The sequence below is a fragment of the uncultured Roseibium sp. genome, assembly GCF_963675095.2.
Lineage (GTDB): Bacteria > Pseudomonadota > Alphaproteobacteria > Rhizobiales > Stappiaceae > Roseibium.
This window is the reverse complement of the sequence record NZ_CAXXSJ010000061.1, coordinates 126,015-136,818: the sequence shown is the minus strand read 5'-3', so window position 1 is coordinate 136,818 and position 10,804 is coordinate 126,015. Positions and strand designations below refer to the sequence as shown.

Genomic DNA, 10,804 nt, shown 5'->3' with positions numbered 1-10,804 from the left:
ACTGGACGACCATGAAATGGTCCTTGATGTAGTCGCGAACTTCCGGATCGCTGAGCAGCTTTTCATGCATGGCCTTGCAGTAGATACAGCCGCGCTGCTCGAAAATGATCGCCAGCCGTTTGCCTTCCGCATTGGCTGCCTGGATATCCTCCGCCATGTCGCGGAACGTGATGGTGAACCAGGGTTCCTTGTGCAATCCGTCTTCGCCCATGGTTACAGCGCTTGCCGGTCCAAGTGCCATCGGGCCGGTGAGGGCGAGGGCAAGCAGGGCGAACCGGAACAGTCCATTCCTAATGACTTCAAGCATGATGTCCTCTCCTTATGTGAACCTGACGCGCACTATCCGACTTGCTGGAAGGCGGGAAAGGTTTCCAATAGCCAGTAAGATATGTCCGACATCTTTCCGGTGATGAATAGAATGCCGGTCAGGACGAGAAAGCCGCCCATGATCTTCTCGACGGTTCCCATGTGTTTACGGAAGCGGCTTGCCCAGCCGAGGAACTGGCTGGCGAAGGCGGCAGCCAGAATGAACGGGAGACCGATGCCGAGTGCATAGACGAGCAGGAGCAGGCTGCCCTGGGCCGGGTCGGTCGTTCCGGCCATGAACAGGATCGCGGCCAGTACCGGACCGACGCAAGGTGTCCAGCCGAAGGCGAAGGCCAAGCCGATGATATAGGCCCCGACAAGGCCGGCGGGCTTGCGTTGGACCTGAACGCGGGCCTCGCGGAACAGCAGGGCAATGCGGAACACGCCGAGGAAATGCAGGCCCATGACGATAATGATGGCGCCTGCCACGATCGCCAGGGTATCGAAATACTGGGCGATGGTCTGGCCGATGACGCTGGCCGTTGCCCCAAGGGCCACGAAGACGGTGGCAAAGCCGAGAACGAAGGCAATGGATGAAAAAATGATCCTGCGGCTGGTTGCCGCGGTTGCCGTTTCGCCCTTCAGTTCATCCACGCTGACGCCGGCGAGATAACACAGGTACGGCGGGACAATCGGCAGAACACATGGTGAAACGAAAGACAGCAGACCGGCCAGAAAGGCCGCGCCAACCGAAATGTCCAGCATTATATCCCTCCCAACGGACGTTATCTGTTCACCGTCCCTTGATTTCAAAGTATTCAAAAGTTCCTATATAAAGCAATCAGGAATCTCAAATAATGCGCAGAAACTCACGAGGAGGCGACGTGCGAGCTTTTTTGATCGGAGCCTTGACCCTCCTGGCGGGTTTTGGCGTACATGCCGGTGCATGGTCGGCGGAACTGATCATGATCGAGGAGCCCGGGTGTCCCTGGTGCCGGGCCTGGCATGAGCAGATCGGTATTGCCTATCCGAAGACGGAGGAAGGCAAGAGGGCGCCGCTCAGGCGCGTGGATCTGACCGAGCCCTGGCCGGAGGATCTGAAGGACATTCGTCGGGAGCGGGTAACCCCTACATTTATTCTCGTGGACGCCGGCAATGAGGTCGCACGCTTGCGCGGGTATCCGGGCGAAAACTTCTTCTGGCCGCTTTTGGATGAGATGCTGGAAAAGCTGGACAAGGCGCAGAATTAGTCAAGAAAAACCCCTGTGCGTCACTTTTGTTTGTTGGCAAAGTGGTGTATGGGCTGTATTCCTCTCAGGTACTCAAGCGTTCGTGAAAGTAGTGAACGTTCCCGAGGGCGACAGGCAACATCGACACGGTAGCGGATATGAACCTTCCGATCCTGAAAAAGGGTGCAGACCCGGCGGAGTTCGACGAGCTGTTCGCGCAGGCGCGCAAGGCCAGCGACCTTTTGAAGGCGTTGTCTCACGAAGTGCGCCTTCTGATCCTCTGCCTGTTGTCGGAAGGCGAGAAGTCGGTTTCCGAACTGGAAGAAATCCTGACCATGCCCCAGGCGGCCGTGTCGCAGCAGCTCGCACGGCTCAGGATGGAAGGGCTGGTAACGTCCCGCCGTGATGGACGGCTGATCTTTTACAGCATCCGGGACGATGAAGTGAGCAGCATCATTTCCGCGCTCTATGACCTCTTCTGTACGGATGTGCGTCCCCCAAAGGCCGAAGGCGCGCCGGCCTGACGGGAAATAATTCCCGCCTGGCCTAAAATTCCCGCATTGCGCCGCAGCATGGCGAAAGATTGCGGCAACTCTTCCCGGTTGATAAAAGAATTTTAACCGCTGGATATTTGCCGGGCGGCAGACTTGGACGCGCATTTGCCTCAAAGGCGACGGGTAAACACTTGCAGCAGGCCGGGCAATCCCATGAGTGAATTCGAACCGCTGGTATTACTTCCTCTTTTTGGGCTTGGCGCCGGCGCGGTTCTCGGTTTTGTCGCGCGCTGGAACCATTTCTGCACGCTGTCGTCCCTCGAACGGCTTTGGTACGCCGGCGACAGCAGTGGCGTGCGGACCTGGGCCCTGGCGTCACTCACGGCGCTGCTCGCCACGCAGCTGCTGGTCGCGACCGATCTCGCGTCGCTTGAGAACGCCTTTTATCTTGATCCCCGCTTCGGATGGACCGGTGCGATTTTCGGCGGCATCATGTTCGGCATCGGCATGGCGCTTGTCGGGACATGCGGCTTCGGTGCGGTGGTCCGGCTCGGTGGCGGCAGTCTGCGCGCGTTTGTCGTGCTGATCGTCATCGGCCTGACAGCCCTTGCGACGCAGCGCGGGCTGCTCGGCCAAGCGCGAATCCACGTGGTCGACAATCTTGCCGTGGATCTCGGCTTCGCGGGCGACCAGTCCATCGGCAGCCTTCTGTCATACGTATTGGGCTTCGACGTGCGCCGGGCGTTCGTCCTTCTGGTCGGCGCGGCGGGCCTTTTGTGGGTCTTTTCCCAGAAAAGCTATCGCCGGCAGGGAAAGCAGATCCTGACCGGGGTACTGATCGGTCTTGTGATCGCCTTCGGATGGTGGGCGACGACGTATGTCGCAAAACTCGCCTTCCATCCGGTACAGAAAGAGGCCGGATCGTTCGTCGTGCCGGTCGGCGACACGATCATGCAGTTCATCACCTACACGAACTCCCTGCCTGATTACGGCGTCGGTCTGATTTGCGGCACCCTCGTCGGGGCTATTGTCGCCGCTCTGTGGCGGCGCGATATTCGTTGGGAGGCTTGCGACGATGCGCGCGAGCTCAGCCGGCACATCCTCGGCGCGGCGCTGATGGGCGTCGGTGGCGTCATCGCCATGGGCTGCACGGTGGGGCAGGGGATCTCGGCTTTTTCCACGATGGCCCTGTCGGCACCCGTCGTGCTTCTATCGATCGCCTTCGGCGCCCGGCTTGGGCTGGCCTGGCTGTTCGAAGGCTCGTTCCTGGCGGCGTTCCAGCGCAATCAGGGCAACCACGGCAACGGATCGCGCCAGGCAGCCGAATAAGTGCCAATTTCTCGCTTCCGTCTTCCTCCTAGGGAAGAGACGGAAGCAAGGTGGTGCGTTCGTCAGATCAACTTTAAAACCGAACTGACCTAACCGGCCGCGACGAAGCGGTAGGCGGTGCCGTTGCGTTCGGCAACGCCGTGGCCGGGGTGAGGCAGGTGATAGCCGATGATCTTCGTCTTGTCCGTGGCGATGCGGTCGAGCAGCGATGTCCGCGTTTTGACGCCCTTGTCCGGATCCTGGTCCGTTCCCGACTGCCACGTCGGCTTTTCAAAGGAAATGACCGCGTTGGAGATGGCGTCACCCACGACCAGCAGGCTATCGCCGCCGCCATGCAACATGTAGGACATGTGGCCGGGCGTATGACCGGACGTGTCGATGGCCTCCACCCCGGGCAGGACTTCCATTCCGGGTGTGATCATGGCCACCTGGTCCTCGATCGCCTCGAAACGGGCCTGAGCGCCGACAACGAAGGTCTTTCGATCTTCGGGCGTGTTGGCGAGCGTATCGTCGGAGCGCCAATACTCCCATTCCGCCTGCGGGACCCAGTATTGGGCCTCGGAGAACAGCGGTTCGTCGAAGTCGTCGAGCACGCCCCAGAGGTGGTCGGGATGGCCATGGGTGAAGATCACGTCGGTGACGTCGCCCGGGCCGATTCCCGCTTCTTCCAGGGCGGACAGCAGTTCGCCTGCTGTCGGCTGGAAATTGGCGCCGGAGCCGACGTCGAACAGCGCCAGACGGTCACCGGTGCGCAGCAGGGTGACGTTGCAGTCCGGCGTCAGTGCGTCGGTGGCCATACCGTGCGGCGTCATCAGGTCCGCGACTTCTTCCTTGGTCTGTTGCGGCAGGACGAAACCCATCGGCAGGGTGAGATGTCCGTCTGAAAACACCTGGACTTCCATATCGCCGATTGCGATCGGACTGCTTGCGGCAAAGGCAGGCCTCAGGCCGGCGCCGGCCATCGTGAGGAACGCTGCTCCACCTGCGAGAATTTCGCGGCGCGATAGTCCGCCATCAAGGAATTTAGGCATATTCTCCTCCACACATGCATTTTTTCGAATTTATCGGACTTTCCTTGAGGAACGTCAATGCATGATGGTTCTGATTGCACTCAAGATTAGCGCATTCAGATGGGCAATGCGCCCGGTTGGGGCAGTGAAGAACGATGAATTTGACTTACTTTCTGGAACGGTTTTCCGAACCCTGGATCCTGACGGTCGGGGGATTGACCGTTGGTGTGCTCTTCGGCGCTTTCGCCCAGCAGAGCCGATTCTGTCTGCGGGCAGCCGCACTCGATTTTGCGCATGGCATCTTCGGTGTCCGGCTTTCCGTTTGGCTGATGACGTTTTCGGCCGCGGTTCTTGGAACCCAGATTCTGGTCGCCCTTGGGGAAGTGCAAGCCAGCGAAGCGCGCCAGCTGGCCTCGCCGCAAAGCCTGAGCGGGGCGGCAATCGGAGGGCTTTTGTTCGGGTCCGGCATGATCCTCGCCCGCGGTTGCGCGAGCCGGCTTCTGGTGCTGTCTGCGACGGGAAACTTGCGTGCATTGCTGTCCGGTCTGGTGTTTGCCGTTATGGCACAGGCCAGTCTGCGCGGTATCCTGACGCCGGCCCGCGAATGGGTCGCAGGGTGGTGGACGACCGCCGATATCGGCGGCAACGACCTGATGGAATTCCTGTCCATGTCCTTCACGATCACGATCCTGCTGTCCTTGATGTGGCTGGCGGCGGGCGTGTTCTTTGCCTTTAAAAGCCGGGCGCCGCTCTGGCAGATGATCGCCGCACTGGGCACCGGATTGACCATTCCGATCGCCTGGTGGTTCACGTCTTCCATGGCGTCGCAGGCCTTTGAACCGGTGCAGATCGAAGCCGTGACGTTTACCGGTCCCTCTGCAGACACGCTCATGCTGTTCCTGTCGCCGCCGGGATCGACCCTCGATTTCGACGTCGGCGTGGTGCCGGGCGTGTTCCTCGGTTCCTTCCTGGCCGCCCTCCTGACCCGTGAGCTCGCCCTTCAAGGATTTGAAGGCGGCAAATCCATGGCCCGTTACATGACCGGTGCGGCCATGATGGGCTTCGGTGGCATGCTGGCCGGCGGTTGCGCCGTCGGCGCCGGTGTGACCGGAGCCTCGATCGTCGCACTGACCGCCTGGGTCACGCTGACGTGCATCTGGCTCTCGGCTGCGGTGACCGACAGGCTGATCGAAGTTCAGCCGAAAAAGACGCCGGCAGAAAAGATCGTGCCGGAAGAGGAAATGATCACGGAAGCCTCCCTTAAGCCGGTTCCTGTCCGAAGAGGCTGAGGCGAGACAGCTCAGCACGTCTGGCCGAACGCCTTAGACATCGCCAGATGTCGCAAAAAGGGGTCTTACCGATACTTCTCGATAAAGGCGTCGATGGATAGGGCGCGGAAGTCTGGGAGGCGCTCTTTGAGTGTCGGGTGATCCCAGTCCCACCAGGCGATTTCCTGGAGCGCGTCGGCCTGGGGTTCGGTGAAACGGCGTTTGATTGGTTTGGCGGCGACACCGCCAACGATCGTGTAGGGCGGCACGTCCTTGGAAACCACCGCACCGGCTGCCAGGATCGCGCCGGTTCCAACCGTTACGCCGGCCAGGACCGTTACCCCGTGCCCGATCCAGACATCGTGGCCGATGGTCACCCAGTCCTTCTTGCGCCATTCGAAGAAGTCGTCGTCATTTTCACCCAGGTCATAGGCGGCCGCCCGGTAGGTGAAATGGTGCTGGGAGGCGCGCCATGTCGGATGGTTGCCCGGGTTGAGCCGGACGCTGCGGGCAATGGAGCAGAACTTGCCGATGGTGGTCCACACCACATCGCCGTTCTGAACGATATAGGAATAGTCGTCCATCGAGCTCTGGCGCATTTCGGTGAAGGCGCCGACTTCCGTCCATACACCGAGGTCACAGTCGACCACGACAGCCTGTTCGTGGATGGACGGGTCCGAGGAGAGAGCGGGTTTGTCGGTAGGCGATTTCATGGACGGGGAATTCCTGTTGTGGGGGCATGCCGACCACGATCGGCATTTCAGGATTTTTCCTTACTTACTTTCGGCGCGTCGAACTACGACAGTTCGGTGACAGTTTGATGAATTTTTCAAGAATTCATCGAGAAGAAGAGGCTGTTTGACATTCGTAGAGCCTTGCCAGGACAGGAAAAATTGGCCGAGCCGTCAAAGTTTTACCCGTTTCCGAAACTCGAGTGCCTTTTAATTCATCATTTTCCGGGTTGAGCGGAGCTGTGACGCCGTGAAGACTGTCATTTGCCTGTAATACTCTCGTGGCTCTTGTCCGTTGAAATACGAAACAACACGGACAGGGCTGCCGGGTGATTCAATTTGAACAGGTGACCAAGACCTTCGGGACGCGAACCGCCGTCGACAAGGTCAGTTTCTCCATCGACAAGCCGCAGATGATCGGCGTGATCGGCCGGTCAGGGGCGGGCAAGTCGACCCTCCTGCGCATGATCAACCGGCTGACGCCGGCAAGTTCGGGGCGGATCCTTTTCAAGGGGGAGGACATCCTGAGCCTGAAAGGCGCCACCATGCGCCGCTGGCAGCGTGACTGCGCCATGGTGTTCCAGCAGTTCAATCTCGTTCCCCGGCTGGACGTGGTGACCAATGTGATGCTGGGCCGTTTGAACGGCCACGGCGCCTTCAAGAGCCTGTTCAACATCTTCAGTTCCAGTGACGTGAATACGGCGCTCGCCGCGCTTGATCGTCTGGGGATTGTCCAGGAGGCGCAAAAGCGTGCGGAGGAACTGTCAGGCGGCCAGCAGCAGCGTGTCGCGATTGCCCGGGCGCTGATGCAGGACCCGCACATGGTGCTGGCCGACGAGCCGATCGCCTCGCTCGATCCGATGAACGCGAAGATCGTGATGGATGCGCTGCGCGAGATCCATGAACGCGACAACAAGATCGTGCTGTGCAACCTGCACACGCTCGATACGGCCCGGGCCTATTGCGACCGGGTGATCGGCATGCGCGACGGCATGATGGTGTTTGACGGCGTGCCGGAAGACCTGACCACCGATGTGGCACGTGAAATCTACGGCGCAGATGAAAGCTTCAACGAGGCGGCAACATCAACTGCCATCGATGCGGGCGGACCTGCCCGTTCGGAAGAACAAGTTTCCACCGGTGCGATGACGCCGGCGGCTGCAACGGCCTTTTGAGGCCGAAAAAACAATCAAAGTCATCACATCTCGAAAGCTCGTGGAGTGTCTCACATGAACGTATTCTCCAAAGTTGCTGCGCTCGCCGCAGTCAGCATGATCGCCCTGAACGCGACCGGCGCTTATGCCGCCGACAACATCACCGAATTCCGCATCGGCATCCTCGGTGGCGAAAACGCTTCCGACCGTCTGCGCGCCTTTACCTGCCTTGAAGAAAAGGCCGCCGATCTCCTCGGCGTTCCGGTCAAGCTGTTCGCTCCGGCCGACTATAACGGCGTGATCGAAGGCCTGCTCGGCGGTAACCTCGACATGGCCTGGCTCGGCGCTTCCGGCTATGCGAAAATCTACCTGACCGACCCGGAAGCCGTTGATCCGGTTCTGGTCAAGGTCAACAATGACGGTGGCTACGGCTACTATTCCATCGGCTTTGCCCGCGTTGACAGCGAAATCAATTCGCTCGACGACATGAAGGGCAAGGTTTTCGGTTTCGGCGATCCGAACTCCACCTCCGGCTACCTGATCCCGTCGATCGAAATCCCGAAACTCGGCTATTCCATGAAGCCGGGTGAGTATTTTGCTGACGTCAAGTTCACCGGCGGTCACGAGCAGACCATCGTCGCCGTGTTCAACGGTGACATCGACGGCGGCGTTACCTGGGCCGACGGTCTCGGCGAATGGGAAGACGGCTACAACTCCGGTGCCCTGCGCAAGGCCACCGATGCCGGTCTCGTCGACATGACCGAGATCAAGGAAATCTGGCGTTCGCCGGTGATCCCGGAAGGCCCGGTCGTTTTGTCCAAGAAGCTGCCGGAAGACGTCAAGCTGAAGATGACCGGCCTGATGGCCAGCCTGGTGTCCATGGATCCGGAATGCGCCTATGGCGTGATGTCGGGCGAAGCCAAGGGCTTCATGCCGATCACCCACAAGGCTTACGAAAGCATCGTTGCCGCCCGCAAGGCCAAGAGCAAAGGCTAACGGCCGGCTCAATTCCAGGCGCGGACCGGGCCTCCCGGTCCGCGCTTCTTCATGTGAATAAGAATTCAAGCTGAAGGTTTCTTGAAATGGCCGTTGCCGCCCTTGAACAGGAAATCCTGTCGATGCGCAAACGGCGTCAGCTCTACTCCCTGATCGGGGTTCTGCTGGTCGTCGCCGTTCTTGTCTCCGGCTATTCCAAGTCCAATGCCATGAACTCGGGAAGCTTCGTCCAGGGGCTGTCCAAGTTCTTCGACTATCCGAGCGAAATCGTAACGGAAGCCTGGGATGCCGGGTCCGCCTTTTTCGGTCTGATCGTCCATTTCATGCCGTTCATGCTGGAGACGCTGAACATCGCAGCGGTGGCCACGCTGATCGGCGGAGCGCTTGCCGTTGTGCTTGCCATGGCGTCAACGCGCAACGTGGATTCCTACGGGCCGCTTATTCCGGTCATCCGGCGGATGATGGATATCATGCGGGCCTTTCCCGAACTCATCATTGCCCTGTTTCTGATCTTCGTCCTTGGATCCAGTCCGGTGCCGGCCATGATCGCTGTGGCGTTTCATACCGCCGGCGCGCTGGGCAAGCTCTTTTCCGAGGTCAATGAGAACATCGACCGCAAGCCGATCGAAGGACTTTCCGCCTGCGGGGCAAGCTGGCTGCAGCGTATCCGTTTCGCCGTCATGCCCCAGGTGGCGCCGAACTATCTGAGTTATTTCCTGCTGCGCTTCGAAATCAACGTGCGCGCCTCTGCCATCCTCGGTTTCGTCGGGGCAGGGGGGATCGGCGCCGAACTCCGCCGTACCATCGGCTGGGGCCAGGGTGCGGGCGACGAGACAGCCGCGATTTTCGTTCTGCTGTTCATCACCATCATGATCATCGACCAGACGTCTTCCTATCTGCGCGGGAAGCTTGTCGGGTCGGGCCGGGCGCATTGAGGAGCACGTTCATGGCTGTCGATACCCTTGGACACGGCTTCGATCCGGCGGAGGTGTTCCGCACAATCCGCCGGCGCACCGCCTTTACGGTCGCCGTTCCGCTGCTGGTATTGGTCTATCTGGCCTATACCTGGTTTGCCTTTGATGTGCCGGGCATTCTGGAGCGGGCCCAGCCGGAAAGGGCCGCGATCCTGGCGACCGATTCCGTGGCCTACAAGGTGCATGTCACCAAGGATATCCGCCGGGGCGGCCTGGAAGTGGCCATCGAGGGCGAGCGGACCGCCACCTATGACAATGCCGAAGCGCCCGACTGGGTGAAGATCGACGGCGACGACGCGGTTATCGACCTGGGTGACGGTTATATCGTCGATATCTCCGGCAAGACCATGCACTTCACGGTACCCGGTTACGGTGTGATCACGACGACGGCGACGAAGAAGGGCGTGGAGACGGAATTGCCGCCCGGCGATGTTCCGGACTGGATCAAGGACGATCCGCGGAAATTCGACGCCCGTCCGACGCTCGACCGCAGGGTCCAGGTCACCAAGACCAAGATCGAGGTTCACAATTACTTCGGCGGTTGGGAGAATTTCTGGTTCACCTTCAGCTCGCCGCTTCACGGCAAGTCCTTCGGAGAACTGGTCAGCCTCGCCCGGAGCGATCAGCGTATCGACCCGGAGCAATCGAACCTGTCGTTCATCGTCGATCAGTTCCTGTCCAACACGGACTGGCAGCACGGCGAAGTCTTCATTGCCCTGTTCGAGACCATCATGATGGCGGTGCTCGGTACGCTGACGGCGGCCATCTTCGGTCTGCCACTGGCCTTCCTGGCGGCGCGGAACTTCACCCCGTCCTTTATCCTGAGGTTCGGCGTGCGCCGGCTGTTCGATTTTCTGCGCGGGATCGACATGCTGATCTGGTCGCTGATTTTCATACGGGCCTTCGGTCTCGGGCCGCTGACCGGAGCGCTTGCCATTGCCTTCACCGATACCGGCTCGCTCGGCAAGCTTTTCTCCGAGGCGCTGGAAAACATCGACAACAAGCAGGTGGAAGGGGTCCGTGCGACCGGCGCCAGCCAGATCCAGCGCTACCGGTATGGTGTGATCCCGCAGATCCTGCCGGTGTTTGTCTCCCAGGTGCTCTATTATCTGGAATCCAACACCCGTTCGGCGACTGTGATCGGTGCGTTGGGGGCGGGCGGTATCGGCCTGATGCTGGTGGAAACCATGCGCACCTCACGCGACTGGGAAAACACGTCCTACATCATCATCCTGACGATCCTCGTGGTCATCGTCATGGACCAGATGTCGAGTTGGCTGCGCCGCAAGCTGATCGAGGGCAAATAGTCAAAG

At 60.0% G+C, this 10,804-nt stretch carries 12 protein-coding genes; 8 read left to right on the top strand and 4 right to left on the bottom strand.

Annotated features, from left to right (window positions below):
• Both ABIN98_RS24535 and ABIN98_RS24530 read right to left on the bottom strand, forming a co-directional pair.
• Positions 1–241 (bottom strand): thioredoxin family protein (locus tag ABIN98_RS24535; RefSeq protein ID WP_394701604.1); only part of this gene is annotated, 241 nt, incomplete at its 3' end.
• A gap of 98 nt (positions 242–339) precedes the next feature.
• Positions 340–1,071: a cytochrome c biogenesis protein CcdA gene (locus ABIN98_RS24530; RefSeq protein WP_346914093.1), complete on the bottom strand. Its 732-nt coding sequence runs from the start codon at positions 1,069–1,071 to the stop codon at positions 340–342.
• A 119-nt stretch (positions 1,072–1,190) separates the two neighbouring features.
• On the opposite strand from ABIN98_RS24530, the gene ABIN98_RS24525 reads away from it, so the two are divergent.
• The 3 genes from ABIN98_RS24525 to ABIN98_RS24515 all read left to right on the top strand — a co-directional run bounded on the left by ABIN98_RS24525 (position 1,191) and on the right by ABIN98_RS24515 (position 3,358).
• Positions 1,191–1,556, top strand: a complete 366-nt coding sequence (locus ABIN98_RS24525; protein ID WP_346914091.1) for a transcriptional regulator — start codon at positions 1,191–1,193, stop codon at positions 1,554–1,556.
• A gap of 137 nt (positions 1,557–1,693) precedes the next feature.
• Positions 1,694–2,059, top strand: coding sequence for a metalloregulator ArsR/SmtB family transcription factor (locus ABIN98_RS24520; RefSeq protein WP_346914089.1), 366 nt, complete (start codon positions 1,694–1,696; stop codon positions 2,057–2,059).
• A 183-nt stretch (positions 2,060–2,242) separates the two neighbouring features.
• Positions 2,243–3,358 carry a YeeE/YedE family protein gene (locus tag ABIN98_RS24515; protein ID WP_346914087.1) on the top strand — a complete coding sequence of 372 codons (1,116 nt, stop codon included), beginning with the start codon at positions 2,243–2,245 and terminating at the stop codon, positions 3,356–3,358.
• 89 nt (positions 3,359–3,447) lie between these two features.
• On the opposite strand, the gene ABIN98_RS24510 is transcribed toward ABIN98_RS24515, so the two are convergent.
• Positions 3,448–4,389, bottom strand: a complete 942-nt coding sequence (locus ABIN98_RS24510) for an MBL fold metallo-hydrolase (RefSeq protein ID WP_346914085.1) — start codon at positions 4,387–4,389, stop codon at positions 3,448–3,450.
• Positions 4,390–4,523: 134 nt separating this feature from the next.
• Between ABIN98_RS24510 and ABIN98_RS24505 the strand changes: the two genes are divergently transcribed.
• Positions 4,524–5,657, top strand: coding sequence for a YeeE/YedE family protein (locus tag ABIN98_RS24505; RefSeq protein WP_346914083.1), 1,134 nt, complete (start codon positions 4,524–4,526; stop codon positions 5,655–5,657).
• A gap of 65 nt (positions 5,658–5,722) precedes the next feature.
• Here the strand turns inward: ABIN98_RS24505 and ABIN98_RS24500 are convergent, their stop codons facing one another.
• Positions 5,723–6,349, bottom strand: a complete 627-nt coding sequence (locus ABIN98_RS24500; protein ID WP_346914081.1) for a chloramphenicol acetyltransferase — start codon at positions 6,347–6,349, stop codon at positions 5,723–5,725.
• 347 nt (positions 6,350–6,696) lie between these two features.
• Here ABIN98_RS24500 and phnC point away from each other — a divergent pair, with 347 nt between their 5' ends.
• From phnC to phnE (ABIN98_RS24480), 4 genes are all read left to right on the top strand, one after another.
• Positions 6,697–7,542 (top strand): phosphonate ABC transporter ATP-binding protein, encoded by an 846-nt coding sequence (phnC, locus tag ABIN98_RS24495; protein ID WP_346914079.1) that lies wholly within the window; start codon positions 6,697–6,699, stop codon positions 7,540–7,542.
• Between the two features lie 54 nt (positions 7,543–7,596).
• Positions 7,597–8,517 (top strand): phosphonate ABC transporter substrate-binding protein, encoded by a 921-nt coding sequence (gene phnD, locus ABIN98_RS24490; protein ID WP_346914077.1) that lies wholly within the window; start codon positions 7,597–7,599, stop codon positions 8,515–8,517.
• 86 nt (positions 8,518–8,603) lie between these two features.
• Positions 8,604–9,452, top strand: a complete 849-nt coding sequence (phnE, locus tag ABIN98_RS24485; protein WP_346914075.1) for a phosphonate ABC transporter, permease protein PhnE — start codon at positions 8,604–8,606, stop codon at positions 9,450–9,452.
• Between the two features lie 11 nt (positions 9,453–9,463).
• Positions 9,464–10,798 carry a phosphonate ABC transporter, permease protein PhnE gene (gene phnE / locus ABIN98_RS24480; RefSeq protein WP_346914073.1) on the top strand — a complete coding sequence of 445 codons (1,335 nt, stop codon included), beginning with the start codon at positions 9,464–9,466 and terminating at the stop codon, positions 10,796–10,798.
• Positions 10,799–10,804 lie beyond the last annotated feature (6 nt).

Bases quoted from the DNA above. Each gene is read 5' to 3' on its own strand.
- ABIN98_RS24520 (WP_346914089.1), top strand. From the start codon at position 1,694: ATGAACCTTCCGATCCTGAAAAAGGGTGCAGACCCGGCGGAGTTCGAC.
- phnD (WP_346914077.1), top strand. From the start codon at position 7,597: ATGAACGTATTCTCCAAAGTTGCTGCGCTCGCCGCAGTCAGCATGATC.
- phnE (WP_346914075.1), top strand. From the start codon at position 8,604: ATGGCCGTTGCCGCCCTTGAACAGGAAATCCTGTCGATGCGCAAACGG.
- phnE (WP_346914073.1), top strand. From the start codon at position 9,464: ATGGCTGTCGATACCCTTGGACACGGCTTCGATCCGGCGGAGGTGTTC.
- ABIN98_RS24510 (WP_346914085.1), bottom strand. From the start codon at position 4,389: ATGCCTAAATTCCTTGATGGCGGACTATCGCGCCGCGAAATTCTCGCA.
- ABIN98_RS24505 (WP_346914083.1), top strand. From the start codon at position 4,524: ATGAATTTGACTTACTTTCTGGAACGGTTTTCCGAACCCTGGATCCTG.
- ABIN98_RS24500 (WP_346914081.1), bottom strand. From the start codon at position 6,349: ATGAAATCGCCTACCGACAAACCCGCTCTCTCCTCGGACCCGTCCATC.
- ABIN98_RS24515 (WP_346914087.1), top strand. From the start codon at position 2,243: ATGAGTGAATTCGAACCGCTGGTATTACTTCCTCTTTTTGGGCTTGGC.
- ABIN98_RS24530 (WP_346914093.1), bottom strand. From the start codon at position 1,071: ATGCTGGACATTTCGGTTGGCGCGGCCTTTCTGGCCGGTCTGCTGTCT.